Below are 25,105 nucleotides of genomic sequence, written 5' to 3' on the forward strand. Positions count from 1 at the left end.
GGACGTGGCAAGGGGTGAACCGCCACCATAGCGTGGACAGCGATACCCGTTGTCTCAGAAAGGTCCACCATGTCCCAGTCCTTCGCAGCAGCGCTCGAGAGCGCTCGCGCTGCCCACAGCTTCTCCCTCGCCGCGGCCAGCGTGGCGGCCTCGATCACCGTAGTCATCGCCTTCGCAGCATTCATGATCGTCGGTGCAGGCATCACCACCACCGCGACATGGATGTTCGCACTCGGTCTCCTGGCAGCAGGCGGGACCTATCTGGGAACCTTCCTGGGAGTCCGCGGGAAGATGAGGGAGGTGCCGGACACCCGGGCCGCTGCCGCACAGGTCTGATCCGGGCGCGTCCACGTGACGCCCGCGCCCGCTTCACCGCTGGATACGACGACGGCCGAAGTGCACACGCACTCCGGCCGGTCCGTTCGGCGGGCCCGGTGGCCCGCCGGTGCCGCGTCAGTCCTCGAGCGGCACCGGGGTCACGCCGTAGGCGGCGAGGCGCTCGGCCCCGCCGTCCTCCGCGGTGAGCACCCAGATCCCGCGCTCGTGGCGAGCCACTGTGTGCTCCCAGTGGGCGGCCCGCGCCCCGTCGACGGTGACGACGGTCCAGTCGTCGTCGAGGGTGCGCGAGGCGATGTCACCGGCGACGAGCATCGGCTCGATCGCCAGGCACAGCCCGGGCCGGATCTTCGGCCCCAGGTTCCTGGCCCGGTAGTTGAGCACCTCGGGCTCCATGTGCATCTGCGTGCCGATGCCGTGCCCGGTGTAGTCCTCGAGCAGCCCGAGGTCCGGAGCCTCGGCCAGCGCGAACTCCTCGATCGCCGCACCGATCTCGCCGACCCGCTTGGCGCGGGCGAAGGCCGCGATGCCGGCCCACATCGATTCCTCGGTGATGTCGGAGAGACGCCGGTCGGCCGCACTCGCGTGCTCCCAGCCGCCGACGCAGAGGGTGAAGGCGGAGTCGCCGTGATAGCCGTCGACGATCGCTCCGCAGTCGATCGACACGAGGTCGCCGGCCTCGAGGACGCGCGCGCCGGGGATGCCGTGGACGATCTCCTCGTTCACGGAGATGCAGGCCACAGCGGGGAACCCGTGATAGCCCTTGAAGTTCGAGCGCGCACCGGCCTCGGCGATGACGGCGGCCGCGGCTGCGTCGACCTCGGCGGTGGTGGCCCCGGGCACGGACGCGGCACGGGCGGCCGCGAGGGCCGCCCGTGTGACGAGACCGGCGCGGCGCATCGTGCGGATCTGCGCCTCGGTCTTGAGCTCCAGCTTGGATCCGAACACTCAGTGCCCGATCTGCGCGAGGATGCGGTCGGTGATCGCATCGATCTCACCGAGCCCGTCGACCTGGCGCAGCAGACCGCGGTCGGCGTAGACCCGGGTCAGCGGCTGCGTCTGCTCGGCATAGACGTCGAGGCGGTGGCGGATGACCTCCTCGGTGTCGTCGGAGCGGCCCTGGAGCTGCGCGCGGGCGAGCAGGCGCTCGACGACCTCGTCGGTGTCGGCGGTGAGCTCGACGACGTGGTCGAGCGACTCGCCGAGGTCGGACAGCATCGAGTCGAGCTCGGCGACCTGCGCCTCGGTGCGCGGGTAGCCGTCGAGCAGGAACCCGGGCTGGGCGTCGTCCTGGGCGAGGCGGTCCTTGACCATCGAGTTGGTGACCTCGTCCGGCACGTACTCGCCGGAGTCCATGTAGCGCTTCGCGGTCTTCCCGAGTTCGGTCTCCCCGGCGACGTTCGCACGGAAGATGTCCCCGGTGGAGATCGCCGGGATGCCGAGCTTCTCCGCGAGGCGGGCGGCCTGGGTGCCCTTGCCCGCCCCCGGCGGGCCGATGAGGATGATCCGTTCGCTCATGGTGTGTTCCTTTCAGGATGGTGCCGCCCACGGCCGGCGCCCGGGACGGGCGCGGTCGATGCGGTCGTGGTCAGCGCAGCAGCCCCTCGTAGTGGCGCTGCTGCATCTGCGAATCGATCTGCTTGACGGTCTCCAGGCCCACACCGACGATGATGAGGAGCGAGGTGCCGCCGAACGGGAAGTTCTGGTTGGCATCGATGAGCACCAGCGCGATGAGCGGGATCATCGCGACGAACGCGAGGTACAGCGAGCCCGGGAAGGTGATCCGGGTGAGCACGTAGCTCAGGTACTGCTCCGTCGGCCGTCCGGCGCGGATGCCGGGGATGAAGCCGCCGTACTTCTTCATGTTGTCCGCGACCTCCTCCGGGTTGAAGGTGATCGCGACGTAGAAGTACGTGAAGAAGATCGTCAGCAGGAAGTACACGAGCATGTAGACCGGGTGGTCGCCCGTCGTGAGGTACTCGGTGATCCACTGCACCCACTGCGCCTCGGGGTCGCCGAACTGCGCGATCAGGCTCGGCAGGTACAGGACCGAGGAGGCGAAGATCACCGGGATCACACCGGCCTGGTTGACCTTGATCGGGATGTAGGTCGAGGTCCCGCCGAACATCCGACGGCCGACCATGCGCTTGGCGTACTGCACCGGGATGCGGCGCTGGGACTGCTCGACGAACACCACGAGCGCGACGATCGCGAGGCCGACGGCGACGACGATGAGGAAGATGTCGATGCCCTGCGAGGTGAGGATCGCGCCGAAGGCGGCCGGGAACCCGGCGGCGACGGCGGTGAAGATCAGCAGCGACATGCCGTTGCCGACGCCCCGCTCGGTGATCTGCTCGCCGAGCCACATGATGAGGCCGGTGCCGGCGGTCAGGGTGATGACGATGATGAGGACGCCCCACCAGGTGTCGTTGACGATGAGGTCCTGGCAGCCTTCGACATTGCCGAACAGCGCACCGGTGCGCACCGTGGAGACGAGGGTCGTGGCATTGAGGATGCCCAATCCGATCGTCATGTACCGGGTGTACTGGGTGAGCTTCGCCTGGCCGGAGGCGCCCTCCTTGTGGAGGGCCTCGAAGCGCGGGATCACCACGCGCAGGAGCTGGGTGATGATGCTCGCCGTGATGTAGGGCATGATGCCGAGCGCGAAGATCGACAGCTGGAGCAGCGCTCCGCCGCTGAACAGGTTGACGAGCCCGAACGCACCCTGGTTGAGCTGCGGGTTGGCGACGCACTGCTGGACCTGCGCGTAGTCGATGCCGGGGGCGGGGATGTACGAGCCGAGCCGGTAGAGCACGATCACGCCGAGTGTGAAGAGGAGTTTGTTCCTCAGATCGGGCGTTTTGAAAGCCCGCCCAATTGCGCCGAGCAAGCGTCCTCCTGGGGGTGTCCACCAAGGCGGGCGGCCGCGCGCGTGCGCAGGGGCCGGCGATCCTCGGATGATGAGTCGTTGAGAGTACCTGTTGAACTGTAGCAGGGTGGTTCCGCGCCCCTGAAACCGAACGGCCGGCCCCGGACGGGGGTCCCCGGTGCACGCTCAGGGGTGCGGACGCGACAGGAGGGAGGCCGCCCGCAGGCGACCTCCCTCCCAGCGACCGGGCCGAGGGGTCACCCTCAGGCGGTCGTCGTCTTCCCTCCGGCCGCTTCGATCTTCTCGATCGCGGACGCGGAGAACTTGTCGGCGGTGATGTCGAGCTTGACGGAGATCTCTCCGGTGCCCAGCACCTTGACCGGCTGCTTGGGGCGCACGGCGCCCTTGGCGACCAGGTCCTCGACGCCCACGGTGCCGCCCTCGGGGAACAGCGACGAGAGCTTGTCGAGGTTGACGACCTGGAAGGTCACCTTGTTCGGGTTCTTGAACCCGCGCAGCTTCGGGAGCCGCATGTGGAGCGGGGTCTGCCCGCCCTCGAAGCCGTGCGGAACCTGGTAACGAGCCTTCGTTCCCTTGGTGCCGCGACCGGCGGTCTTGCCCTTCGACGCCTCACCGCGACCCACACGGGTCTTCGCGGTCTTGGCGCCGGGGGCAGGACGCAGGTGGTGCAGCTTCAGCACATTCTCTTCTGCCATCTCAATCCACCTCTTCGCACTTCACCAGGTGGCGCACGGTGTTCACCATGCCGCGGAACTCCGGCCGGTCCTCTTTCACGACGACGTCGTTGATCTTCTTGAGACCGAGGCTCCGGAGGGTTTCGCGCTGGTTCTGCTTGCCACCGATTTCGGACTTGATCTGCGTGATCTTCAGCTGTGCCATCAGGCGTTCGCTCCGCTCTCCTGTGCGCGCAGCATCGCGTACGGCGCGACTTCGTCGACCGGCAGGCCGCGGCGGGCCGCGACCTCCTCGGGACGCTCGAGGCCCTTGAGCGCCGCGATCGTGGCGTGCACGATGTTGATGGCGTTCGAGGAGCCCAGCGACTTCGACAGGATGTCGTGGACGCCGGCGCAGTCGAGGACGGCGCGGACCGGACCGCCGGCGATCACGCCGGTACCCGGGGCGGCCGGACGCAGCAGGACGACGCCTGCGGCGGCCTCACCCTGCACCGGGTGCGGGATGGTCTTCTGGATGCGGGGGACGCGGAAGAAGTTCTTCTTCGCCTCCTCGACACCCTTGGCGATGGCCGCGGGAACTTCCTTGGCCTTGCCGTAGCCCATGCCCACCATGCCGTTGCCGTCACCGACGACGACGAGCGCGGTGAAGGAGAACCGGCGTCCGCCCTTGACCACCTTCGACACGCGGTTGATGGTGACGACGTGCTCGATGAACTGGTTCTTGTCGTCGCGGTCCTGCCGGTTGCCGCGACGGCCGTCGCGGCCGCCGCCCTCGCCGCGGCCCCGGCCGCGACCGCGGTTGCGGTCATCGGTCTGCGGGGTCTCGGTCTGGGCCACCTGCTGGTCCTTGTTCTCTTCAGTGCTCACAGGGACAGTCCTCCTTCGCGTGCACCTTCGGCGATCGCGGCGACACGACCGTGGTAGGTGTTGCCGCCGCGGTCGAACACCACGGACTCGATGCCCGCGGCCTTGGCGCGCTCGGCGACGAGCTCGCCGACCCGGCGTGCCTTCGTGGTCTTGTCGTCGCCGGCGGACCGGAGATCGGCTTCCATGGTGGAGGCCGATGCCAGGGTCTTCCCGACGCTGTCGTCGATGACCTGCACGAACACGTGGCGGCTCGATCGCTTGACGACGAGACGGGGACGCTCGGCAGTGCCGTTGATGTGCTTGCGCAGACGGACGTGGCGGCGAGCGCGTGCAGCGCCCTTGCCCTTGCCGTAGCTCTGCTTCTTTCCGAAGGCCATGGTCACTTACCAGCCTTTCCGACCTTGCGGCGAACGTTCTCGCCGGCGTAGCGCACACCCTTGCCCTTGTAGGGCTCGGGCTTGCGCAGCTTGCGGATGTTTGCCGCCACCTCGCCGACGAGCTGCTTGTCGATGCCGGAGACGGTCAGCTTGTTCTGGCCCTCGACCGAGAAGGTGATCCCGGCCGGCGGCTCGACGGTGATCGAGTGGCTGTAGCCGAGGGCGAACTCGAGGTTCGAGCCCTTGGCCTGCACGCGGTAACCGGTGCCGACGATCTCGAGCGACTTCGAGTAGCCCTCGGTGACGCCGACGATCTGGTTGTTGATCAGGGTGCGGGTGAGTCCGTGGAGCGAACGCGATTCGCGCTCGTCGTTCGGACGGGTGACGCTCACGGCGCCGTCCTCGAGGGTGACCTCGATGGGCTCGGCGACGGTGAGTCCGAGCTCGCCCTTCGGTCCCTTGACGGAGACGCGGCGACCGTCGATCTTCACCTCGACACCGGAGGGAACGGAGATCGGCTGCTTGCCAATACGTGACATTGTGCTCTCCCCCTTCCTTACCAGACGTAGGCGAGGACTTCCCCACCCACGCCCTTCTTCGATGCTTGCTTGTCGGTGAGCAGACCCGAGGAGGTCGACAGGATCGCGATTCCGAGTCCGCCGAGCACCTTGGGCAGGTTCGTGCTCTTCGCATAGACCCGCAGACCGGGCTTCGACACGCGGCGGATGCCGGCGATCGAGCGCTCGCGGTTGGGGCCGAACTTGAGGTCGAGCTCGAGCTTCTTGCCGACCTCGGCGTCAGCGACGCGCCAGTCGGAGATGAAGCCCTCGGTCTTGAGGATCTCGGCGATGTTCGACTTCAGCTTGCTGTAGGGCATGCTGACATCCTCGTGGTACGCCGAGTTGGCGTTGCGCAGACGCGTGAGCATGTCTGCGACGGGATCAGTCATTGTCATTGGGCTGTTGCCCTTCCTCGTTGGGGTTTCGTCGGCGGCGTGCGCCGCGTCGGACCTACAACGTAGAGATTCAGTTGGTCTTGAACGGGAAGCCCAGGTGGCGCAGCAGCGCCCGGCCTTCGTCGTCGGTCTTGGCGGTGGTCACCACGGTGATGTCCATGCCGCGGACGCGGTCGATCGCGTCCTGGTCGATCTCGTGGAACATCGACTGCTCGGTCAGACCGAAGGTGTAGTTCCCGTTGCCGTCGAACTGGCGGTCCGACAGTCCGCGGAAGTCGCGGATGCGCGGCAGCGCGAGCGAGACGACGCGGTCGAGGAACTCCCACATCCGGGCCCCGCGCATGGTGACGTGGGCGCCGATCGGCTGTCCCTCGCGCAGCTTGAACTGCGCGATCGACTTCCGGGCCTTCGTCACCACGGGCTTCTGGCCGGTGATGAGGGTGAGGTCGCGGATCGCGCCCTCGATGAGCTTGGAGTCGCGCGCGGCGTCTCCGACACCCATGTTCACGACGACCTTGACGAGGCCAGGGACCTGCATCGGGTTGCCGTAGCCGAACTCCTCCTGGAGCTTCGGCACGATGTCTTCACGGTAGACCTGCTTGAGGCGCGGTGCCGGGCGGGTCTGCACGGTGCTGTCGGTCATCAGATGTCCTCCCCGGTACGACGCGAGACGCGGACCCGCACGGTGCGGGTGCGGCCGTCGCGCTCGACTTCCTCGGTGCGGTAGCCCACGCGGGTCGGCTTGTTGTCCTTGGGATCGACGAGCATCACCTTGGCCACGTGGATCGGTGCCTCGTGGATCTCGATGCCGCCCGCGGTGGCGCCCGAGGCGGTCTGGCCGGCCTTGCGGTGCTTGGTCACCCGGTTGACGCCCTCGACGAGGACGCGGTTGGTCTCGGGGAACACCTCGAGGACCTTGCCCTGCTTGCCGCGGTCGCCCCCGCGCGAGGCGCGGGCACCGGCGATGACCTGCACGAGGTCACCCTTCTTGATCTTGAGCTTTGCTGCCATGCTCACAACACCTCCGGCGCCAGCGAGATGATCTTCATGAACTTCTTGTCGCGCAGCTCGCGCCCGACGGGTCCGAAGATGCGGGTTCCACGAGGCTCGCCGTCGGTCTTGAGGATGACCGCTGCGTTCTCGTCGAACTTGATGTACGAGCCGTCGGCGCGACGGCGCTCCTTGACGGTGCGGACGACGACCGCCTTGACGACGTCGCCCTTCTTGACGTTGCCGCCGGGGATGGCGTCCTTGACGGTGGCGACGATCGTGTCGCCGATGCCGGCATAGCGTCGGCCGGAACCGCCGAGGATCCGGATCGCGAGGATCTCCTTCGCGCCCGTGTTGTCGGCGACCTTGAGTCGCGACTCCTGCTGGATCACTGCTTATCTCCTGTCGTCTCGTCGGTTCTCACCGGTGGCGAGCCTGACGGAACGGATGATTGACGTGTGTGCCCTGCCCCGGGAGTCCCGGTGGCCGCCGCGGAAGGGGCGGGACCGGGGGGAACCCGGGGCGTGTGCGGGCCTCTTACTTGGCGCGCTCGACGATCTCGACGAGCCGCCAGCGCTTGGTCGCCGACAGCGGACGGGTCTCGGACACGACGACGAGGTCGCCGATGCCTGCCGTGTTCTGCTCGTCGTGGACCTTGATCTTGCTGGTCTTCCGCATGATCTTGCCGTAGAGACGGTGCTTCTTGCGGTCCTCGACCTCCACCACGATGGTCTTGTCCATCTTGTCGGAGACGACGTACCCGCGCGCGGTCTTGCGCGAATTGCGCTCCGACTCCTGTGCTGCGGCTGCCTGGGTCTGCTCGGCCATCACTTATCCTCTTCCTTGGCATCGGCCGGGTTCGTCCGGATCGACAGCTCGCGCTCACGGAGCACGGTGTAGATCCGGGCGATGTCGCGGCGCACGGCCTTGAGTCGACCGTGGCTCTCGAGCTGACCGGTGGCCGACTGGAACCGGAGGTTGAACAGCTCGGCCTTGGCCTTCTTCAGCTCCTCGACAAGACGGTCGTTGTCGAAGCCGTCGAGGGCGTCCATGGACAGGTCCTTGGAACCGATCGCCATTGTCATTCACCACCTTCGCGCCGCACGATGCGGGCCTTGAGAGGAAGCTTGTGGATCGCCAGGCGCAGGGCCTCGCGAGCGACTTCCTCGGGGACACCGGCGAGCTCGAACAGAACTCGACCGGGCTTGACGTTCGCCACCCACCACTCGGGTGAGCCCTTGCCGGAGCCCATGCGGGTCTCGGCGGGCTTCTTGGTCAGCGGGCGGTCGGGGTAGATGTTGATCCACACCTTGCCGCCGCGCTTGATGTGGCGGGTCATCGCGATACGAGCCGCCTCGATCTGCCGGTTGGTCACGTAGGCCGGCTCGAGAGCCTGGACTCCCCAGTCACCGAACGTGACCTCGTTGCCGCCCTTGGACATGCCGCCGCGCTTGGGGTGGTGCTGCTTGCGGTGCTTGACTCGACGAGGGATCAGCATGTGTCAGCCCTCCGATCCGGCCGCTGCGGCCGGAGCCGCCTCGGCAGTGTTGTCAGTCTTCCTCTGGCCGACCTCGGGACGACGGTCGGTGCCCCGACCCCGTCCTCCGCGACCGCGACCGCGGGCACCGCCGCCGCGCGGGCCCCGTGCGTTCGGCTGTGCGGCCTCCTGGGCGGCGATCTCCTTGTCGGTGAAGTCGCCCTTGTAGATCCACACCTTGACGCCGATCCGGCCGAAGGTCGTCTGGGCCTCGTAGAAGCCGTAGTCGATGTTCGCCCGGAGGGTGTGCAGCGGCACGCGTCCCTCGCGGTAGAACTCCGAGCGTCTCATCTCGGCGCCGCCCAGACGGCCGGCGCACTGCACGCGGATGCCCTTGGCACCGGCCCGCTGCGCGGACTGGATCGCCTTGCGCATCGCACGGCGGAAGGCCACGCGGCTCGCGAGCTGCTCGGCCACACCCTGCGCCACCAGCTGTGCATCGGTCTCGGGGTTCTTGACCTCGAGGATGTTGAGCTGGATCTGCTTCCCGGTGAGCTTCTCGAGCTGCCCGCGGATGCGGTCGGCCTCGGCGCCGCGGCGACCGATGACGATGCCGGGACGCGCGGTGCGGATGTCGACGCGCACCCGGTCACGGGTCCGCTCGATGTTGACCTTCGAGATGCCGGCCCGCTCGAGGCCGGTGCTCAGCAGACGGCGGATCTTGACGTCCTCGCCCACGTAGTCGCTGTAGCGCTGCCCGGCCTTGGTCGAGTCGGCGTACCACTTCGACTTGTGGTCGGTGGTGATTCCGAGACGGAATCCGTTGGGATTGATCTTCTGTCCCATCAGCGGTTCCCCTTCCGTGAAGCGCCCACCGGGAGGTCGTCTCCCGATGCCAGCACGACGGTGATGTGGCTGGTGCGCTTGTTGATGCGGTAGGCACGTCCCTGGGCACGAGGCCGGAACCGCTTCATGGTCGGTCCCTCGTCCACGAATGCTTCCGAGATGACCAGTTCGTTCTCGTCGAACGCCTCACCGAGCTTGTCGGCCTGGACACGCGCATTCGCGATGCCCGAGGCGACGAGCTTGTAGATCGGATCGGACGCCGACTGTTCTGCAAATTTCAGCACCGCCAGAGCTTCGGTTGCCTGCTGACCACGAATGAGGTCAACGACGCGCCGAGCCTTCTGGGGCGTGACGCGCAGATAACGCGCCTTCGCCTTGGCTTCCATCGCTTCCTTCTTTCCTTGTCGAAGATCGCTTCGAGCTGCCCGCCTCAGCGGCGGCGGCCCTTGCGATCGTCCTTGTCGTGGCCGCGGAACGTCCGCGTCTGGGCGAATTCGCCGAGCTTGTGCCCGACCATGGCCTCGGTGATGAACACCGGGACATGCTTGCGTCCGTCGTGCACCGCGATGGTGTGTCCCAGGAAGTCCGGGATGATCATCGAGCGTCGGGACCAGGTCTTGATAACGTTCTTGGTGCCCTTTTCGTTCTGAGCAGCGACCTTCTGGTACAGGTGCTCGTCAACGAAGGGGCCCTTCTTGAGGCTACGAGGCATTCTTCAGGCTCCCTATCAACGCTTCTTGCCGGTGCGGCGGCGACGCACGATGAGCTTGTCGCTTTCCTTGTTGGGCTTGCGGGTGCGGCCTTCCTTCTGACCCCACGGGCTGACCGGGTGGCGTCCACCGGAGGTCTTGCCCTCGCCACCGCCGTGCGGGTGGTCGACGGGGTTCATCACGACGCCGCGGACGGTCGGGCGCTTGCCCTTCCAGCGCATGCGTCCAGCCTTGCCCCAGTCGATGTTCGACTGCTCGGCGTTGCCGACCTCGCCGACCGTGGCGCGGCAGCGCACGTCGACGTTGCGGATCTCGCCGGACGGCATGCGCAGCTGCGCGTAAGGGCCGTACTTCGCGACGAGCTGCACCGAGGAGCCGGCGGAACGGGCGATCTTGGCGCCGCCGCCCGGACGCAGCTCGACTGCGTGGACGACGGTGCCGACCGGGATGTTCCGCAGGGCCAGGCTGTTGCCCGGCTTGATGTCGGCCGTCGGGCCGGCCTCGATGCGGTCGTCCTGCTTGAGGCGGTTCGGCGCGAGGATGTAGCGCTTCTCGCCGTCCGCGTAGTGCAGCAGGGCGATGCGCGCCGTGCGGTTCGGGTCGTACTCGATGTGTGCGACGCGTGCGGGCACACCGTCCTTGTCATGGCGACGGAAGTCGATGACACGGTACTGGCGCTTGTGTCCGCCGCCGTGATGGCGGGTGGTCACGCGTCCCTGGCTGTTGCGGCCGCCGCTCTTGGACAGCGGGCGCAGAAGTGACTTCTCCGGCGTAGACCGGGTCACTTCGACAAAGTCGGCGACCGAGGAGCCGCGTCGGCCCGGGGTCGTCGGCTTGTGCTTACGGATTCCCATGAGTCTTGATCCTTCTTACGAGGGGTATCGCTTAGAGCGATCCGCCGAAAATGTCGATCGAACCTTCCTTGAGGGCGACGATGGCACGCTTGGTGTCATTGCGCTTGCCCCAGCCGGAGCGGGTCCTACGGCGCTTCCCCTGGCGATTCAGGGTATTCACCGACGCGACCTTCACACCGAAGATGGATTCGATTGCGTACTTGATCTCGGTCTTGTTCGACCGCGGATCGACGAGGAAGGTGTACTTGCCCTCGTCCATCAGGTTGTAGGTCTTCTCCGAGACGACCGGGGCGATGATGATGTCGCGCGGGTCCTTGAACGTCACGCTCATTCTGCGTCCTCCTCGCGGGTGTCGCGTCCGCCTGCCTTGACGCGGCCGCGGGCGGCACCGTCGAGGAAGGTCGCCAGCGCGCCCTCGGTGAACACGATGTCGTCGGCCATCAGCACGTCGTACGTGTTGAGCTGGTCGGCGGGCAGCACGTGCACCTTCGGGAGGTTGCGGACGCTGAGATAGGTGAGCTCATCGGCGCGCTCGACGACGACGAGCTTGTTCGCCCGGTCGCTGAGGTTCGACAGCGCCGCACGGGCCTGCTTCGTCGACGGGGCGTCCCCGTCGACGAGTGCGCTGACCACGAACACGCGGTCGAGGCGCGCGCGGTCGGACAGGGCGCCGCGGAGCGCAGCGGCCTTCATCTTCTTGGGGGTCCGCTGCGAGTAGTCGCGCGGCACCGGGCCGTGGACGATCCCGCCGCCGGCGTACTGCGGAGCGCGGATCGAGCCCTGGCGTGCGTTGCCGGTGCCCTTCTGGCGGTACGGCTTGCGCCCGCCGCCGCGGACCTCGGACCGGGTCTTGGTCTTGTGGGTGCCCTGGCGCGCCGCGGCGAGCTGGGCGACGACGACCTGGTGGATGAGCGGCACGTTGGTCGCCACCCCGAACACGTCGGCGGGCAGCTGCGCGGTGCCGGACTTCTTGCCGGCGGCGTCGAGGACGTCGATAGTCGTGGTTTCAGTCATCTCTCTCAGGCCTCCTTCGCGGCGGAGCGAACGAGAACGACCGCGCCCTTGGGGCCGGGGACGGCGCCCTTGATGAGGAGCAGATTGTTCTCAGCGTCGACAGCGTGGACGGTGAGGTTCTGGGTGGTGTGCTTGACGGCGCCCATCCGACCGGCCATCCGCAGGCCCTTGAAGACGCGACCGGGGGTCGAAGCCCCACCGATCGAGCCCGCCTTGCGGTGGTTGCGGTGCGCGCCGTGCGAGGCGCCCACGCCGGCGAAGCCGTGACGCTTCATGACGCCGGCGGTGCCCTTGCCCTTGCTCTTGGCGGTCACGTCGATCTTGGTGCCGGCCTCGAACACATCTGCGCCGAGCTCCTGGCCGAGCTCGTACTCACCGGCATCGGCGGTGCGCAGCTCGACGAGGTGGCGGCGGGGGGCGACCCCGGCCTTCTCGAAGTGTCCGGCGGTGGGCTTGTCGACCTTGCGGGGATCGATCTCGCCGAAGGCGATCTGCACGGCGGTGTAGCCGTCGACCTCTTCGTTGCGGACCTGCGTGACGACATTCGACCCGGCGGCGATCACGGTGACCGGGACCAGGTTGCTCTGCTCGTCCCACACCTGGGTCATGCCGAGCTTGGTGCCCAGCAGTCCCTTGACGGTGCGGGTGGTCGGGAGAGCCTTGGAACGCATGTTGGCCATTACTCCCCCTTAGAGCTTGATCTCGATGTTGACGTCGTCGGCGAGGTCGAGTCGCATGAGCGAGTCGACGGCCTTCGGCGTCGGGTCGACGATATCGATGAGCCGCTTGTGGGTGCGCATCTCGAAGTGCTCGCGGCTGTCCTTGTACTTGTGCGGCGAACGGATGACGCAGTACACGTTCTTCTCCGTCGGCAACGGCACGGGGCCCACGACCGTAGCGCCCGCGCGGGTGACAGTGTCCACGATCTTGCGTGCTGCACTGTCAATGACCGCGTGGTCGTACGACTTGAGCCGGATGCGGATCTTCTGTCCCGCCATGGCGTCGTAACTCTTTCTCTTGGTCTTCCCGGACATCAACCGCCGTCCTGTACGGATCGCGCGGTCTGCTCCGGCTTGGTGTGACCGACCCCCGAGGTCGGGCGTGTCGCCACTCCCTTGCGGGCGAAGCTGACACTTCATCAATCGGCTGCCCGGTGCTGACGAACCCGCCTGCGGCAGATTCTCCCGGTGGATTCCGGCCTGTTCGCGGCTGAGTGCCGCTGTGCAGGGGTCATGAGGCCGAAATGCAACTTGTCCATCTTGTCACAGCCGCCAAGGCACCGCAAATCCGGGGCGCACGACGGTCTGTGACCTTCACCGCACCGTGCGGTGGAGGGGGGCGGGGCGGTACGGTCCCACCGCCCCTGCCGGTCTCCGGTCTCCGGTCTCCGGTCTCCGGATCGTCTCATGGACTGCGCGGTATCCGGAACCTGTCGCGCAATTGCGCGTCGCGTTTCGGATACCGCGCAGTTCGCCGGTGGCTGCTCAGCGCCCGGTCGAGGTGGACCCCGTGGTGGAGCCGCCGTCCGCAGTGCGGTCGCCCGTGCCGGCGTCAGTCCGGCCGCTCGCGCCCTGGCCCGCGCCCGCAGCACCGTTCCCGCTGCCGCGCTTCTGCCCTCCGGCGCCCTGCTCGCTGCGGGCGCGCTCGAGGGCCCGCCTCCGGGCCTCCTCCGACTTCCGGGTGATCTCCGCGGCGCGCTCCTCGTCGCGGGTGAGGTTGTCCCCGGTCGCGGGGTCGAACACCATGACGTCGGCAGGGTCGAAGAACAGGCGCACGGTGTCGCCCTCGCGCACTCGCGACTGCGGGTCGAGCGCGGCGACGACCTGGGTGCGCATGCCCTCGCCGTCGAGGTCGCGGTCGAGCTCGTCGAGCGACTCCTGCACCTCGGGGGTGGCCTCGAAGGGGAGGTAGGCGTAGATCTCGTTGCCGAGCCACTCGGTGACATCGACCTCGGCGGTGATCACGGCGCCCCGCTCGACCTCGGACTCCTCGAGCAGGTCGGCGTCCTGGAACGCCTCGGGGCGCAGGCCGGCGATGAGCAGCTCGGGCGCCGAGGCCAGCCCCCGGGCCCGCTCCTCCGGCAGCCGGAAGGTGCCGAAGGGCGACTCGAGCTCGCCGTTGCCGCGATTGGTCACCGGCAGGAAGTTCATCGACGGGGATCCGATGAAGCCGGCGACGAAGATGTTCACCGGCTCCCGGTAGAGCTCCTGCGGGCTCGCATACTGCTGCAGCGCGCCGCGCTTGAGGACGGCGACCTTGTCCCCGAGCGTCATCGCCTCGGTCTGGTCGTGGGTGACGTAGACGGTGGTGACGCCGAGGTTGCGCTGCATCCGGGCGATCTCCGTGCGCATCTGCCCGCGGAGCTTGGCGTCGAGGTTCGACAGCGGCTCGTCGAACAGGAACGCCTTGGCGTCACGGACGATCGCGCGCCCCATGGCCACGCGCTGGCGCTGGCCGCCGGACAGGTTCGCCGGCTTGCGCTCGAGGTGCTCGCCGAGCTCGAGCATCGTCGCCGCCCGGTCGACGCGCGCCTTCACCTCGTCCTCCGGGTACGAGGTCTTGTCGAGGCGCAGCGGGAACGCGATGTTCTCGTACACCGTGAGGTGCGGGTAGAGCGCGTAGTTCTGGAACACCATCGACAGGTCGCGGTCGCGCGGCGCCTTGTCGTTGACCCGCTCGCCGTCGATGAGGAGGTCGCCGTCGGTGATGTCCTCGAGACCGACGATCATCCGCAGGACGGTGGACTTGCCCGAACCCGAGGGCCCGACGAGGATGACGAACTCGCCGTCTTCGATCCGCAGGCTGACGTCGTTGACGGCGGGGAACCCGTCGCCGTAGCGCTTGACGAGATTCCGGAGTTCGATTTCAGCCATGGTGTGCTCCTTGACGGGGGCGAACGGAGGTCGGTGTGACGAGCGCGCGGGTCATCCCTTCACCGCGCCCGAGGTCAGGCCGGAGACGATCTGGCGCTGGAACAGGAGGACGATGATGATCACCGGGATCGTCACGACGATCGAGGCGGCGGCGATCGAGCCGGCCGGCTCCTCGAACTGCGAGGCGCCGGTGAAGAACGACAGCGCCGCCGGCACGGGGCGGGCCGCCGAGGTCGAGGTCAGCGAGATGCCGTAGAGGAAGTCGTTCCACGCGATGAAGAAGGCGATGATCGCGGTGGTGAAGACGCCCGGTGCGGCGAGCGGCACGATGACCTTGCGGAACGCCTGGAAGGCAGTCGCCCCGTCGACCTGCGCGGCCTGCTCGAGCTCCCAGGGGATCTCCTTGAAGAACGAGGTGAGCGTCCAGATGGAGATCGGCAGGGTGAGCGAGAGGTACGGGATGATGAGGCCGAGCCACGTGTCGTAGAGGCCGATCCTCGACCACAGGTTGAACAGCGGGGTGACGATCGAGATCACCGGGAACACCGTGATCGCCAGCGACATGTAGAGCACGACGTTCTTGCCCGGGAAGTCGAGCCGGGCGATCGCGTACGCGGCGAGGGTGGAGAGGACGACGGCGACGAGCGTGGCGATGAGGCAGATCCCGATCGAGTTCCGCAGCGCCGGCAGGAACAGCTCCTGGGCGCCGCCGAACAGGATGAGGTCGTAGTTCTCCCAGGACAGCTCCGTCGGCCAGAACTGCCGGTTGGCGATGTCCGAGGGGCTCTTGAGCGACAGGGACAGGATCCAGACGACGGGGAACAGCGCCCACAGTGCGATGAGCACGAAGGCGACGATCCACAGGGTCTTCGTCAGCGGCGAGGTGGTGCGGGTGGCGGCCATGGCTCAACCTCTCGAATCGCCGAGGTTCACGCGGAACCCCTTGATGAACAGGAGACAGATGAGGCCCACGCAGAGGAACAGGAGCACCGAGACCGCGGAGCCGAGGCCCGTCTGGAGCTGCGAGATCGTCTGGTCGTAGGCGAGCGAGGACACCGTCGCGGTGCCGTTGGCTCCCTGCGTCATGACGAACACGGAGTCGAAGATCCGGAACGCCTCGAGGGTGCGGAACATCAGGGCGACCATGATCGCGGATTTCATGTTCGGCAGGATGACGCGGGTGAGGCGCTGCCACCAGCTCGCGCCGTCGACGGTCGCGGCCTCGACCATGTCACCGGGGATCTGCGCGAGCCCGGCGAGCATGAGGAGCGAGATGAACGGCGTGGTCTTCCAGATCTCGGCGAGCGAGATGACTGCGAACGAGGACCAGAAGTTGCCGAACCAGTCGAAGCCCTCGATCCCGAACCACGTGCCGACGAAGCCGGTGCCGAGGTCGAAGGCGTACTTCCACGAGAACGCCGCGACGACGGTGATGATGCCGTAGGGCACGAGGATGATCGTGCGGATCGGCCCCCGCACACCCTTCATCGCGTTGAGCATGACCATCGCGAAGAAGAAGCCGAGGACGAGCTCGACGGCGACGGTGACGACGGTGATGAGGAGCGTGAAGCCCAGCGTCTGCCACCACAGCGGGTCGGACAGCACCGTGACGTAGTTCGCCCCCCAGTTGAAGTACGCGTTCTCCCGGTCGGTGAGCCGGAGGTTGAAGAACGACTGGTAGACGGCCTGGAGGATCGGATATCCGGTGACGAGGAGGAGCACGATCGCCGCCGGCGCGGCGAGCATGAGCCCGAGCTTCGCCTCGGCCCGGCTGCGCTCCGAGGTGTAGCGCTTCCGCTTCCCGGTCCGGCCCGGCTTCTCGCGGGCGCGCGTCGTGCCCGGGGACTGGGCGGAGGCGCCGCCGGGGCCGCGGAGTTCGGTCGATTCGCTCACAGCAGTGCCTCCCCGCGCATGATCTCCAGGACGAGTGCGGTGGACTCGGCCGGGGTGGTGGCCGGGTCGATGTCGGCCGGCGGGTGCCAGGACCGCTGGATGCCGCCGGTGATTGTCGAGTAGTAGGGCGAGATCGGACGGGAGGCGGCGGTCTCGAGGGAGTCGAGGATCGCCTGCGCGTACGGCAGCTCGTCCTGCACCGCCTGATCGTCGAACGCCGCGCGGGTCGCCGGGGGCAGACCGTCGGTGATGAAGTACTCCGCCTGGTTCTCCGGCTGGCGGATGCAGTCGACGGCGGCGAACGCGGCCTCGGGGTTCGAGGAGAAGGCGCCGACGGCGAGCTTGACGCCGCCGAACGGAGCAGCGCCCGGGGTGCCCTCCTCGACGGCGGGGTACGGCGCCCAGCCGACGTCGTCGAGGACCGCCTGGTCGATCGAGCCGTCCTCGACGCCCGCGACGAGGGCCGAGTAGACGAACGGCCAGTTGACCATGAAGCCGCCGTTCTCGCCCTGGAAACGCAGCAGCGCGCCGTTCTCGTCGAGGTTGGAGAACGAGGGCCCGCCGAGGCCCTCCTTCCCGATCGTCGACATGATCTCCGCGGCCTTCTCCCCCTCCGGGGTGTCGAGGCCGAGCTCGGTCTCCTCCGGATCCGCCTCGGGATCGGCGACGATCTGCCCACCCTGGGATTCGATGAGGGCGTTGAGCCACACGGTGAGGGACTCGGCGCGGATGCCCTGTGCGCCGATCTCCTTCTCCTGGCTCTGCGCGGCCTCGATGATCTGGTCCCAGGTCACCGGCTGCGACATGTCGAGCCCGGCGGCCTCGGCGACGGACTTGCGGTACCACAGGATCTGGGTGTTGGCCTGGAGCGGGGCGGAGACGAGCTCGTCCTCCCAGTAGGAGGACTCCGCGGCGGCCTCGATGACGTCCTCGGTGAAGGACTCCGTGTACTCCTCGGGCACCGGCTCGAGGTAGCCGGCATTGGCGAACTCGGGAACGTAGACGGTGTCGAGGCTCATGATGTCGATCGAGGAGTCGTTCGAGGCGAGGCGCCGGATGAGCTGCTCGCGCTGGCTCTCCGCGTCGTTCGGCAGCACCGAGGTGCTGATCCGGTACTCGCCGCCGGAGTCCGCGCTGCACTTCTCCGCGAGTGCATCCTGCCCGCCGTTGTCCGGGTTGATGTACCACGTGATCGTGTTCCCGCCCGGGTCGGTCTGGCAGCCGGAGAGTGCCATCACCGCTGCTCCCGCGGCCGCCGCCAGGGGCAGCAGGCGCCTGGATCTCCGCCGTCTCCGCCTCATCATCGAGCCTCCGTGTCGCCGTCGATATGTCCTGTCAGCCCCCACCATAACCCCGGCAGCGCGGGTGTGCAGAGCAGATTCCCGAGTTCGAGCGGCACACCCTGCGATGTCGGGAACGGCGCCCGAGCACGACAGAGGCCCCGGAGATCGCTCTCCGGGGCCTCTGCTCAGTCGCGCTTCAGATCACTCGACGATCTTGGTGACACGACCGGCGCCGACGGTGCGTCCGCCCTCGCGGATGGCGAAGCGGAGGCCCTCCTCCATGGCGATCGGCTGGATGAGCTCGACCGACATGTCGGTGTTGTCGCCCGGCATGACCATCTCGGTGCCCTCGGGCAGCGTGATGACGCCGGTGACGTCGGTGGTCCGGAAGTAGAACTGCGGACGGTAGTTCGAGTAGAACGGGTTGTGACGGCCGCCCTCGTCCTTGGACAGGATGTAGACCTGGCCCTCGAACTTGGTGTGCGGGGTGATCGAACCCGGCTTCACGATGACCTGACCGCGCTCGACCTCTTCGCGCTTGGTGCCGCGCAGCAGGAGGCCGACGTTCTCACCGGCGCGAGCGTCCGGCAGGGTCTTGCGGAACATCTCGATGGCGGTGACGGTGGTCTTCGAGGAGGTCGGCTTGATGCCGACGATCTCGATCTCCTCGTTGGGGAGGAGCACACCGCGCTCCACACGACCGGTCACGACGGTGCCGCGGCCGGTGATGGTGAAGACGTCCTCGACGGGCATGAGGAACGGCTTGTCGATGTCGCGCTCCGGCTCCGGGACGTACTCGTCGACCTGGTCCATGAGCTCTTCGACCGTCTTGACCCATTCGGCGTCGCCCTCGAGCGCCTTGAGCGCCGAGACCTTGACGACGGGGGCGTTGTCGCCGTCGAACTCCTGATCGGAGAGGAGCTCGCGCACCTCCATCTCGACGAGCTCGAGGAGCTCCTCGTCGTCGACCATGTCCGACTTGTTGAGCGCGACCACGATGTACGGCACGCCGACCTGACGCGCGAGCAGCACGTGCTCACGGGTCTGGGGCATGGGGCCGTCGGTGGCGGCGACCACGAGGATCGCGCCGTCCATCTGGGCCGCACCGGTGATCATGTTCTTGATGTAGTCGGCGTGACCGGGGGCGTCGACGTGAGCGTAGTGACGCTTCTCGGTCTGGTACTCGACGTGCGACACGTTGATCGTGATGCCGCGCTGCTTCTCCTCGGGCGCGTTGTCGACCTGGTCGAAGGCGCGCGCCTCGTTGAGATCCGGGTACTTGTCGGCCAGGACCTTGGTGATCGCCGCGGTCAGCGTGGTCTTGCCGTGGTCGACGTGACCGATCGTGCCGATGTTGACGTGCGGCTTGGTCCTGTCGAAGCTAGCCTTTGCCACTGGGTTCCTCCTCGTGGGTGGTGCAGGATGTGCGGTTCACATCCTACGCCTGGGTTGGATATTCATAAGCCGTCGGGCCGGGCAGCCCGCGCAGACTGGGGGCGGAGATTACTCTCCGCGGACCTTCTGGATGATCTCCTCGGCAACAGCCTTCGGGACCTCCGAGTAGCTCTCGAACTGCATCGAGTACACGGCGCGGCCCTGGGTCTTCGACCGCAGGTCGCCGATGTAGCCGAACATCTCCGAGAGCGGGACGAACGCGCGGACGACCTTGACGCCCGATGCATCCTCCATCGACTGGATCTGTCCGCGCCGCGAGTTCAGGTCGCCGATGACGTCGCCCATGTACTCCTCGGGCGTACGGACCTCGACGTCCATGAGCGGTTCGAGCAGAACCGGGTTCGCCTTCTTGACGCCCTCCTTGAGTACCATCGAGCCGGCGATCTTGAACGCCATCTCCGAGGAGTCGACGTCGTGGTAGGCGCCGTCGACCAGGATGGCCTTGACTCCCACCAGCGGGTAGCCGGCGAGCACGCCCATCTGCATGGCGTCCTGGATGCCGGCGTCGACGCTCGGGATGTACTCACGGGGCACGCGGCCGCCGGTGATGGCGTTCTCGAACTCGTAGATCGTCTCACCGGTGACCTCGAGCGGCTCGAAGGTGACCTGGACCTTCGCGAATTGGCCGGATCCACCCGTCTGCTTCTTGTGGGTGTAGTCGACCTTCTCCACCTTGCGGCGGATGGTCTCGCGGTAGGCCACCTGCGGCTTGCCGACGTTCGCCTCGACCTTGAACTCCCGCTTCATGCGGTCGACGAGGATGTCGAGGTGCAGCTCGCCCATGCCGCCGATCTCGGTCTGACCGGTCTCGTCGTTGAGGTTGACCGTGAAGGTGGGATCCTCCTTGGCCAGCTTCTGGATCGCGGTCGACAGCTTCTCCTGGTCGCCCTTGGTCTTGGGCTCGATCGCCACGAAGATCACGGGATCGGGGAAGCTCATCGACTCGAGCACGACGGGATCGTTCGGGTCGCTCAGGGTGTCACCGGTGGTGGTGTCCTTGAGGCCGATGAACGCGTAGATGTGGCCGGCGACGGCCTCCTCCACCGGGTTCTCCTTGTTGGAGTGCATCTGGAAGAGCTTGCCGATGCGCTCCTTCTTGCCCGTGGTGGTGTTGAGCACCGGGGCGCCGGAGGCGACCTTGCCCGAGTACACGCGGACGTAGGTCAGCGAGCCGAAGAACGGGTGGGTCGCGACCTTGAACGCGAGAGCCGAGAAGGGCTGGCTGGTCGAGGGCTCGCGGGTGACGACGGTCTCCTCGTCGCCCACCGGGTGGCCCTCGACGGCCTCGACGTCGAGCGGGGTCGGGAGGTAGTCGATGACGGCGTTGAGCATGGGCTGGACGCCCTTGTTCTTGAACGCCGAACCGCACATCACCGGGAACGCCTCGGAGGCGATGGTGAGCTTGCGGATACCGGACTTGATCTCGTCGACGGTGAGCTCACCGTCGTCGAGGTACTTCTCCATGAGCTCCTCGTCCGCCTCGGCGACGTCCTCGATGAGCTGGTTGCGGTACTCCTCGGCGCGCTCGACCAGGTCGGCGGGAATCTCCGTCTCGGTCATGTCCTGACCCTTCTGGGATTCGTCCGGCCAGATCCAGGCCTTCATCTCGACGAGGTCGACGATTCCGGCGAAGTCGTTCTCCGCCCCGATCGGCAGCTGGATGACCAGCGGCTTCGCACCGAGACGGTCCTTGATGGTGGAGACGGTGAAGTAGAAGTCCGCACCGAGCTTGTCCATCTTGTTGACGAAGCACACGCGCGGGACGTTGTACTTGTCGGCCTGGCGCCACACGGTCTCCGACTGGGGCTCCACGCCCTCCTTGCCGTCGAACACGGCGACGGCGCCATCGAGCACGCGCAGGGAGCGCTCCACCTCGACGGTGAAGTCGACGTGCCCCGGGGTGTCGATGATGTTGATCTGGTTGCCCTCCCAGTAGCAGGTCGTGGCAGCCGAGGTGATGGTGATGCCGCGCTCCTGCTCCTGCTCCATCCAGTCCATCGTCGAGGCGCCGTCGTGGGTCTCGCCGATCTTGTAGTTCACACCGGTGTAGAAGAGGATGCGTTCGGTGGTGGTGGTCTTACCGGCGTCGATGTGGGCCATGATGCCGATGTTGCGGACCTTGTTGAGGTCGGTCAGCACGTCGAGTGCCACGGTGTCTCTCTCTCGTCTCGATGACTGGGTGTACCGGCCGGGCGGACGGTGGTCCGCCCGGCCCGGAGGTCACCAGCGGTAATGGGCGAAGGCCTTGTTGGACTCGGCCATCTTGTGGGTGTCCTCGCGACGCTTGACTGCGGCGCCGAGGCCGTTGCTGGCATCCATGATCTCGTTCTGCAGACGCTCGGTCATGGTCTTCTCGCGGCGCTGCCGCGAGTAGCCCACGAGCCAGCGCAGGGCGAGGGTCGTGGCGCGCACGGGGCGCACGTCGACCGGCACCTGGTAGGTCGCACCGCCGACGCGGCGGGACCGGACCTCGAGCGAGGGACGGATGTTGTCGAGCGCCTTCTTCAGCAGCACGACGGGATCCGTGTTCGTCTTCTCGCCGGCGCCGGCGAGCGCGCCGTAGACGATGCGCTCGGCGGTGGAGCGCTTGCCGTCGAGCAGGATCTTGTTGATGAGCTGGGTGACCAGCGGCGAGCTGTAGACCGGGTCGATGACGACCGGGCGCTTGGGTGCGGGGCCCTTACGTGGCATTACTTCTTCTCCCTCTTGGCTCCGTAGCGGCTGCGGGCCTGCTGACGACCCTTGACTCCCTGGGTGTCGAGCGAGCCGCGCACGATCTTGTAGCGGACGCCGGGGAGGTCCTTCACACGACCGCCGCGGACGAGCACGATCGAGTGCTCCTGCAGGTTGTGGCCCTCGCCGGGGATGTAGGCGGTGACCTCGATCTGGCTGGAGAGCTTCACGCGGGCGACCTTGCGGAGCGCCGAGTTGGGCTTCTTGGGGGTGGTGGTGTACACACGCGTGCACACACCGCGGCGCTGCGGGCTGCCCTTGAGGGCAGGCGTTGCGTTCTTCGCGGCCTTGTCATGCCGTCCCTTGCGGACGAGCTGCTGGATTGTCGGCACTGAGTTCTTCTCCGTTTGCTTCTCGCTGTTCCTAAGTCCGAGGGCGCGGGTGCCGCCGGTGCGGACCCTGCCCGTACCCCTCGCACATGTCCCACCGGAATCGAGTGAAGCGACCTGCTCGATCCCAGTCCACGCACGGCCCCTCCCACCCCGAGGTCGGGTGTGTCGTGAGCTCACGGCTCCGCGCCCGACCGGTGGTGCAGGTGGACTGTGCGGCCTGCTCGCCCATGCGGTGGTCCGGTGTGCGCCGCCGGAGTACGGTCCCGACGGCCCGGCCCACACGCGGGCGTGCGGACATGCCTGAAAGAAATCAGACACGGTCAAGCGTAGACGGTGCGGGTTCCATCGGTCAAAACACGGGCGCACCCCGTCTGTGGTGGGCCGCCGGGTCCTGCCCTAGAGTTGGGTCCATGACCCCCGACTCCCCCATCGAGCCCGCACCGCGGCGGATCCGGGCCGGCGACCAGGACCGCGACGCCGTCCTCGACGTGCTCGCCGCCGCGCACGCCTCCGGGCGCCTCGATCCCCTCGAGGTCGACGAGCGGCAGACGGTCGTCGTGGGGTCGAAGTTCCTCGACGAGCTCCTCGAGCCGATCGCCGACCTGCCGGAGGGCGCCGAGCTCACCCTGCGGATCCAGCGGCAGCTCGGCACGGGCCCCGACGGCCCCGGGGCGTCCGGTGCGGGCACGATCGTCCCGGCCCGCACCTCGGGCGCGGGCGAGGTGGTCCCCGCGCGTGCCGGGTCCGGCCCGGAGGAGAACTCCGTGGCGATCCTCAGCGGCCGCGAGATCGAGGTCGCCCCGGGCACGCCCGCCGTCCGCAGCTACTGCGTCATGGGCGGCGACGATCTCTACCTCACCGACTCGCTCGGACCCGGGGTGGAGATCACGGTCGACTGCTACGCGCTCATGGGCGGCAACACGATCTACGTCCCCGGCGGGGTCCGGATCATCGACCGCACGATCAACGTCCTGGCCGGCAACGACATCAAGAAGGGCGCGCGCGGCGACGGCTCGAACGGCACGCTCGTGCTCACCGGCTTCAGCCTCATGGCCGGCCACGACGTCAAGATCGACCCGGGCTGGGCGCGCGCGATCTCCCGCTCGTAACCTCCTGCTCATCCGGCGTCGATAGTCTGCAGCCGGATCCCCGACCCGGACCCGCATGGGAGCCGAACGGCACATGACCGGGCCCGGGCCGGCACCACCGACGCCCGTCCAGCACCGATCCGCGCACGACAGCACCGATCCGCGCACGACCGAAGGAGAACAGATGAACATCGGAATCATGACCTCGGGAGGCGACGGCCCCGGCCTCAACGCCGTCATCCGCGGCGCGGTGCGCAAGGGGATCCGGGCCCACGGCTTCTCCTTCACCGGGATCCGCGACGGCTGGCGCGGGCTCCTCGAGGACGACACCCACCCGCTCCACATGGTCGACGTGCGCGGCCTGTCCGGCCGCGGCGGCACGATCCTCGGCACCTCGCGGACCCACCCGTACTCCCAGGGCGGCCCTGAGCAGATGCGCACCGTGATGGAGCGCCGCGGGATCGATGCCATCATCGCGATCGGCGGCGAGGGCACGCTGGCCGGCGCCGCCCGGCTCGCCGACGACGAGGGGATGCCCGTCGTCGGCGTGCCGAAGACCATCGACAACGACCTCGACGGCACCGACTACACCTTCGGCTTCGACACCGCCCAGTCGATCGCCACCGAGGCGATCGACCGACTGCGCACCACCGCCGACTCCCACCACCGCTGCATGGTCCTCGAGGTGATGGGCCGCAACGTCGGCTGGATCGCCCTGCAGGCGGGGATGGCCGGCGGCGCCCATGCGATCCTCATCCCCGAGTTCCCGGTGAGCTACGAGCAGATCTTCGACTGGGTGCGCTCGGCCTGGGACCGCGGGCGCGCACCGCTCGTCGTCGTCGCCGAGGGGTTCGTGCCCGAGGGCGTCGAGGACCAGGTCGCCGACCGCGGCACCGACAAGCACGGCCGGGTGCGCCTCGGCGGGATCGGCGACCACCTCGCCCCGCTCATCGAGGAGGCCACGGGGATCGAGACCCGGGCGATGATCCTCGGCCACCTGCAGCGCGGCGGCTCTCCCACCGCCTACGACCGGGTGCTCGCGACCCGTCTGGGGATGGCGGCCGTCGATATCGTGCTCAACGAGGGCTGGGGCCAGATGGCCGCGCTCGACGGCACGGACATCACCCGCGTCCGGATGGCCGACGCCGTCGACAACCTCAAGCTCGTCCCCCGGAACCGCTGGGACGAGGTGCAGGTGCTGCTGGGCTGAGGGCCCCGAGGCAGAGGTCCCTCCCCTGCCCGCTCGAGCCGTGCGGCACCTGCCCGAGCAGGCCGTGGGGCACCTGCCCGAGCGGACCACGGGGCACCTCAGCGGTCGATTCCGCCGCTGACTGATACGACGAGGGTCACTCCGTGAACCCCATCGCCCTCGTATGCGTTGAGGTTCATGGTTGAATCATCCGATTCCCGGTGCACCTACCGGTCCGCCGGGACATCTGCACAGGAAGGCGGTGCCCC

General features: G+C 67.7%; 34 protein-coding genes. 3 read left to right on the forward strand and 31 right to left on the reverse strand.

Features of this window, described 5'->3' with window-relative positions; genetic code table 11:
* Nucleotides 1–69: 69 nt before the first annotated feature.
* Nucleotides 70–336 carry a hypothetical protein gene (locus ABD883_RS03530; RefSeq protein WP_247618323.1) on the forward strand — a complete coding sequence of 89 codons (267 nt, stop codon included), beginning with the start codon at nt 70–72 and terminating at the stop codon, nt 334–336.
* A gap of 117 nt (nt 337–453) precedes the next feature.
* Here ABD883_RS03530 and map read toward each other — a convergent pair whose 3' ends face one another.
* The 31 genes from map to rpsL form a co-directional block, all read right to left on the reverse strand.
* On the reverse strand, nt 454–1,284 hold the full coding sequence (map, locus tag ABD883_RS03535) for a type I methionyl aminopeptidase (protein WP_345029893.1): 831 nt from the start codon (nt 1,282–1,284) through the stop codon (nt 454–456).
* Nucleotides 1,285–1,854, reverse strand: coding sequence for an adenylate kinase (locus tag ABD883_RS03540; protein ID WP_247618322.1), 570 nt, complete (start codon nt 1,852–1,854; stop codon nt 1,285–1,287). It abuts the gene before it with no gap.
* A 70-nt stretch (nt 1,855–1,924) separates the two neighbouring features.
* Entirely contained in the window at nt 1,925–3,226 is a 1,302-nt protein-coding gene (gene secY, locus ABD883_RS03545) for a preprotein translocase subunit SecY (protein WP_247618321.1), read from the reverse strand.
* 242 nt (nt 3,227–3,468) lie between these two features.
* The gene (gene rplO / locus ABD883_RS03550) at nt 3,469–3,921 is read right to left on the reverse strand and encodes a 50S ribosomal protein L15 (RefSeq protein ID WP_137317966.1); all 453 of its coding nucleotides are present in this window, start codon (nt 3,919–3,921) and stop codon (nt 3,469–3,471) included.
* Nucleotide 3,922: 1 nt separating this feature from the next.
* Nucleotides 3,923–4,105, reverse strand: coding sequence for a 50S ribosomal protein L30 (gene rpmD, locus ABD883_RS03555; RefSeq protein WP_101652129.1), 183 nt, complete (start codon nt 4,103–4,105; stop codon nt 3,923–3,925).
* Entirely contained in the window at nt 4,105–4,767 is a 663-nt protein-coding gene (gene rpsE / locus ABD883_RS03560; protein WP_265809092.1) for a 30S ribosomal protein S5, read from the reverse strand. The genes rpmD and rpsE overlap by 1 nt, the downstream gene beginning before the upstream one ends.
* Nucleotides 4,764–5,144, reverse strand: a complete 381-nt coding sequence (gene rplR, locus ABD883_RS03565) for a 50S ribosomal protein L18 (RefSeq protein WP_137320278.1) — start codon at nt 5,142–5,144, stop codon at nt 4,764–4,766. The genes rpsE and rplR overlap by 4 nt, the downstream gene beginning before the upstream one ends.
* Before the next feature lie 2 nt (nt 5,145–5,146).
* Nucleotides 5,147–5,683, reverse strand: coding sequence for a 50S ribosomal protein L6 (rplF, locus tag ABD883_RS03570; protein WP_137317968.1), 537 nt, complete (start codon nt 5,681–5,683; stop codon nt 5,147–5,149).
* A 17-nt stretch (nt 5,684–5,700) separates the two neighbouring features.
* Nucleotides 5,701–6,099 (reverse strand): 30S ribosomal protein S8, encoded by a 399-nt coding sequence (rpsH, locus tag ABD883_RS03575; protein ID WP_101652137.1) that lies wholly within the window; start codon nt 6,097–6,099, stop codon nt 5,701–5,703.
* Nucleotides 6,100–6,169: 70 nt separating this feature from the next.
* Nucleotides 6,170–6,742: a 50S ribosomal protein L5 gene (gene rplE, locus ABD883_RS03580; protein WP_137317969.1), complete on the reverse strand. Its 573-nt coding sequence runs from the start codon at nt 6,740–6,742 to the stop codon at nt 6,170–6,172.
* Complete coding sequence (gene rplX / locus ABD883_RS03585) at nt 6,742–7,110, reverse strand: 50S ribosomal protein L24 (RefSeq protein WP_101652141.1); 369 nt, start codon at nt 7,108–7,110, stop codon at nt 6,742–6,744. Before rplX ends, rplE begins: the two co-directional genes overlap by 1 nt.
* Before the next feature lie 2 nt (nt 7,111–7,112).
* Nucleotides 7,113–7,481, reverse strand: a complete 369-nt coding sequence (gene rplN / locus ABD883_RS03590) for a 50S ribosomal protein L14 (RefSeq protein ID WP_137317971.1) — start codon at nt 7,479–7,481, stop codon at nt 7,113–7,115.
* Between the two features lie 145 nt (nt 7,482–7,626).
* Complete coding sequence (gene rpsQ, locus ABD883_RS03595) at nt 7,627–7,917, reverse strand: 30S ribosomal protein S17 (protein ID WP_345029901.1); 291 nt, start codon at nt 7,915–7,917, stop codon at nt 7,627–7,629.
* Nucleotides 7,917–8,168 carry a 50S ribosomal protein L29 gene (gene rpmC, locus ABD883_RS03600; protein WP_137320279.1) on the reverse strand — a complete coding sequence of 84 codons (252 nt, stop codon included), beginning with the start codon at nt 8,166–8,168 and terminating at the stop codon, nt 7,917–7,919. Before rpmC ends, rpsQ begins: the two co-directional genes overlap by 1 nt.
* 2 nt (nt 8,169–8,170) lie before the next feature.
* Nucleotides 8,171–8,587, reverse strand: coding sequence for a 50S ribosomal protein L16 (rplP, locus tag ABD883_RS03605; protein WP_101652149.1), 417 nt, complete (start codon nt 8,585–8,587; stop codon nt 8,171–8,173).
* 3 nt (nt 8,588–8,590) lie between these two features.
* On the reverse strand, nt 8,591–9,412 hold the full coding sequence (gene rpsC / locus ABD883_RS03610) for a 30S ribosomal protein S3 (protein WP_345029903.1): 822 nt from the start codon (nt 9,410–9,412) through the stop codon (nt 8,591–8,593).
* Entirely contained in the window at nt 9,412–9,798 is a 387-nt protein-coding gene (gene rplV / locus ABD883_RS03615) for a 50S ribosomal protein L22 (protein ID WP_137317974.1), read from the reverse strand. Before rplV ends, rpsC begins: the two co-directional genes overlap by 1 nt.
* A gap of 44 nt (nt 9,799–9,842) precedes the next feature.
* Nucleotides 9,843–10,124 carry a 30S ribosomal protein S19 gene (gene rpsS / locus ABD883_RS03620; protein WP_101652155.1) on the reverse strand — a complete coding sequence of 94 codons (282 nt, stop codon included), beginning with the start codon at nt 10,122–10,124 and terminating at the stop codon, nt 9,843–9,845.
* A 15-nt stretch (nt 10,125–10,139) separates the two neighbouring features.
* The gene (rplB, locus tag ABD883_RS03625) at nt 10,140–10,976 is read right to left on the reverse strand and encodes a 50S ribosomal protein L2 (RefSeq protein ID WP_137317975.1); all 837 of its coding nucleotides are present in this window, start codon (nt 10,974–10,976) and stop codon (nt 10,140–10,142) included.
* 31 nt (nt 10,977–11,007) lie between these two features.
* The gene (gene rplW, locus ABD883_RS03630; protein ID WP_101652159.1) at nt 11,008–11,307 is read right to left on the reverse strand and encodes a 50S ribosomal protein L23; all 300 of its coding nucleotides are present in this window, start codon (nt 11,305–11,307) and stop codon (nt 11,008–11,010) included.
* On the reverse strand, nt 11,304–11,990 hold the full coding sequence (rplD, locus tag ABD883_RS03635; RefSeq protein WP_247618318.1) for a 50S ribosomal protein L4: 687 nt from the start codon (nt 11,988–11,990) through the stop codon (nt 11,304–11,306). The genes rplW and rplD overlap by 4 nt, the downstream gene beginning before the upstream one ends.
* A gap of 5 nt (nt 11,991–11,995) precedes the next feature.
* A complete protein-coding gene (gene rplC / locus ABD883_RS03640; protein WP_345030129.1) occupies nt 11,996–12,661 on the reverse strand; it encodes a 50S ribosomal protein L3 in 666 nt (221 codons plus the stop codon).
* 18 nt (nt 12,662–12,679) lie between these two features.
* On the reverse strand, nt 12,680–12,988 hold the full coding sequence (gene rpsJ, locus ABD883_RS03645; RefSeq protein WP_009379191.1) for a 30S ribosomal protein S10: 309 nt from the start codon (nt 12,986–12,988) through the stop codon (nt 12,680–12,682).
* Nucleotides 12,989–13,474: 486 nt separating this feature from the next.
* Complete coding sequence (locus ABD883_RS03650; RefSeq protein ID WP_345029907.1) at nt 13,475–14,863, reverse strand: ABC transporter ATP-binding protein; 1,389 nt, start codon at nt 14,861–14,863, stop codon at nt 13,475–13,477.
* Nucleotides 14,864–14,914: 51 nt separating this feature from the next.
* Nucleotides 14,915–15,766, reverse strand: a complete 852-nt coding sequence (locus tag ABD883_RS03655) for a carbohydrate ABC transporter permease (protein ID WP_345029909.1) — start codon at nt 15,764–15,766, stop codon at nt 14,915–14,917.
* 3 nt (nt 15,767–15,769) lie between these two features.
* Nucleotides 15,770–16,756: a carbohydrate ABC transporter permease gene (locus tag ABD883_RS03660; protein WP_345029913.1), complete on the reverse strand. Its 987-nt coding sequence runs from the start codon at nt 16,754–16,756 to the stop codon at nt 15,770–15,772.
* Nucleotides 16,753–17,991: an extracellular solute-binding protein gene (locus ABD883_RS03665; protein ID WP_345029915.1), complete on the reverse strand. Its 1,239-nt coding sequence runs from the start codon at nt 17,989–17,991 to the stop codon at nt 16,753–16,755. The genes ABD883_RS03660 and ABD883_RS03665 overlap by 4 nt, the downstream gene beginning before the upstream one ends.
* Nucleotides 17,992–18,240: 249 nt before the next feature.
* Nucleotides 18,241–19,434: an elongation factor Tu gene (gene tuf, locus ABD883_RS03670; RefSeq protein ID WP_247618314.1), complete on the reverse strand. Its 1,194-nt coding sequence runs from the start codon at nt 19,432–19,434 to the stop codon at nt 18,241–18,243.
* A 108-nt stretch (nt 19,435–19,542) separates the two neighbouring features.
* Entirely contained in the window at nt 19,543–21,645 is a 2,103-nt protein-coding gene (gene fusA, locus ABD883_RS03675; protein ID WP_295686754.1) for an elongation factor G, read from the reverse strand.
* Nucleotides 21,646–21,714: 69 nt separating this feature from the next.
* Nucleotides 21,715–22,185 carry a 30S ribosomal protein S7 gene (gene rpsG, locus ABD883_RS03680; protein ID WP_137317982.1) on the reverse strand — a complete coding sequence of 157 codons (471 nt, stop codon included), beginning with the start codon at nt 22,183–22,185 and terminating at the stop codon, nt 21,715–21,717.
* Nucleotides 22,185–22,559 carry a 30S ribosomal protein S12 gene (gene rpsL / locus ABD883_RS03685; protein ID WP_102161472.1) on the reverse strand — a complete coding sequence of 125 codons (375 nt, stop codon included), beginning with the start codon at nt 22,557–22,559 and terminating at the stop codon, nt 22,185–22,187. The genes rpsG and rpsL overlap by 1 nt, the downstream gene beginning before the upstream one ends.
* A gap of 410 nt (nt 22,560–22,969) precedes the next feature.
* Here rpsL and ABD883_RS03690 point away from each other — a divergent pair, with 410 nt between their 5' ends.
* Both ABD883_RS03690 and ABD883_RS03695 read left to right on the forward strand, forming a co-directional pair.
* Complete coding sequence (locus ABD883_RS03690; RefSeq protein WP_295686742.1) at nt 22,970–23,668, forward strand: DUF1707 SHOCT-like domain-containing protein; 699 nt, start codon at nt 22,970–22,972, stop codon at nt 23,666–23,668.
* 163 nt (nt 23,669–23,831) lie between these two features.
* Nucleotides 23,832–24,857, forward strand: a complete 1,026-nt coding sequence (locus ABD883_RS03695) for an ATP-dependent 6-phosphofructokinase (protein ID WP_345029923.1) — start codon at nt 23,832–23,834, stop codon at nt 24,855–24,857.
* Nucleotides 24,858–25,105: the final 248 nt, after the last annotated feature.

It is taken from the genome of Brevibacterium pityocampae (genome assembly GCF_039541555.1).
Taxonomy (GTDB): domain Bacteria; phylum Actinomycetota; class Actinomycetes; order Actinomycetales; family Brevibacteriaceae; genus Brevibacterium; species Brevibacterium pityocampae.

Excerpts from the sequence above, each read along its gene's own strand:
- rplW (WP_101652159.1), bottom strand. The coding sequence starts at position 11,307 with ATGAGCGTGACGTTCAAGGACCCGCGCGACATCATCATCGCCCCGGTC.
- rplD (WP_247618318.1), bottom strand. The coding sequence starts at position 11,990 with ATGACTGAAACCACGACTATCGACGTCCTCGACGCCGCCGGCAAGAAG.
- rpsJ (WP_009379191.1), bottom strand. The coding sequence starts at position 12,988 with ATGGCGGGACAGAAGATCCGCATCCGGCTCAAGTCGTACGACCACGCG.
- rpsQ (WP_345029901.1), bottom strand. The coding sequence starts at position 7,917 with ATGGCCGAGCAGACCCAGGCAGCCGCAGCACAGGAGTCGGAGCGCAAT.
- rpsH (WP_101652137.1), bottom strand. The coding sequence starts at position 6,099 with ATGACAATGACTGATCCCGTCGCAGACATGCTCACGCGTCTGCGCAAC.
- rplR (WP_137320278.1), bottom strand. The coding sequence starts at position 5,144 with ATGGCCTTCGGAAAGAAGCAGAGCTACGGCAAGGGCAAGGGCGCTGCA.
- rplB (WP_137317975.1), bottom strand. The coding sequence starts at position 10,976 with ATGGGAATCCGTAAGCACAAGCCGACGACCCCGGGCCGACGCGGCTCC.
- rplP (WP_101652149.1), bottom strand. The coding sequence starts at position 8,587 with ATGCTGATCCCTCGTCGAGTCAAGCACCGCAAGCAGCACCACCCCAAG.
- ABD883_RS03530 (WP_247618323.1), top strand. The coding sequence starts at position 70 with ATGTCCCAGTCCTTCGCAGCAGCGCTCGAGAGCGCTCGCGCTGCCCAC.
- ABD883_RS03690 (WP_295686742.1), top strand. The coding sequence starts at position 22,970 with ATGACCCCCGACTCCCCCATCGAGCCCGCACCGCGGCGGATCCGGGCC.
- rplX (WP_101652141.1), bottom strand. The coding sequence starts at position 7,110 with ATGGCAGCAAAGCTCAAGATCAAGAAGGGTGACCTCGTGCAGGTCATC.
- rplC (WP_345030129.1), bottom strand. The coding sequence starts at position 12,661 with ATGCGTTCCAAGGCTCTCCCGACCACCCGCACCGTCAAGGGACTGCTG.
- rplO (WP_137317966.1), bottom strand. The coding sequence starts at position 3,921 with ATGGCAGAAGAGAATGTGCTGAAGCTGCACCACCTGCGTCCTGCCCCC.
- rplF (WP_137317968.1), bottom strand. The coding sequence starts at position 5,683 with ATGTCACGTATTGGCAAGCAGCCGATCTCCGTTCCCTCCGGTGTCGAG.
- rplV (WP_137317974.1), bottom strand. The coding sequence starts at position 9,798 with ATGGAAGCCAAGGCGAAGGCGCGTTATCTGCGCGTCACGCCCCAGAAG.
- ABD883_RS03695 (WP_345029923.1), top strand. The coding sequence starts at position 23,832 with ATGAACATCGGAATCATGACCTCGGGAGGCGACGGCCCCGGCCTCAAC.
- rpsG (WP_137317982.1), bottom strand. The coding sequence starts at position 22,185 with ATGCCACGTAAGGGCCCCGCACCCAAGCGCCCGGTCGTCATCGACCCG.
- ABD883_RS03665 (WP_345029915.1), bottom strand. The coding sequence starts at position 17,991 with ATGGCACTCTCCGGCTGCCAGACCGACCCGGGCGGGAACACGATCACG.
- rpmC (WP_137320279.1), bottom strand. The coding sequence starts at position 8,168 with ATGGCGATCGGTTCCAAGGACCTGTCCATGGACGCCCTCGACGGCTTC.
- rpsC (WP_345029903.1), bottom strand. The coding sequence starts at position 9,412 with ATGGGACAGAAGATCAATCCCAACGGATTCCGTCTCGGAATCACCACC.
- rpmD (WP_101652129.1), bottom strand. The coding sequence starts at position 4,105 with ATGGCACAGCTGAAGATCACGCAGATCAAGTCCGAAATCGGTGGCAAG.
- ABD883_RS03650 (WP_345029907.1), bottom strand. The coding sequence starts at position 14,863 with ATGGCTGAAATCGAACTCCGGAATCTCGTCAAGCGCTACGGCGACGGG.
- rpsS (WP_101652155.1), bottom strand. The coding sequence starts at position 10,124 with ATGCCTCGTAGCCTCAAGAAGGGCCCCTTCGTTGACGAGCACCTGTAC.
- ABD883_RS03540 (WP_247618322.1), bottom strand. The coding sequence starts at position 1,854 with ATGAGCGAACGGATCATCCTCATCGGCCCGCCGGGGGCGGGCAAGGGC.
- rplE (WP_137317969.1), bottom strand. The coding sequence starts at position 6,742 with ATGACCGACAGCACCGTGCAGACCCGCCCGGCACCGCGCCTCAAGCAG.
- ABD883_RS03655 (WP_345029909.1), bottom strand. The coding sequence starts at position 15,766 with ATGGCCGCCACCCGCACCACCTCGCCGCTGACGAAGACCCTGTGGATC.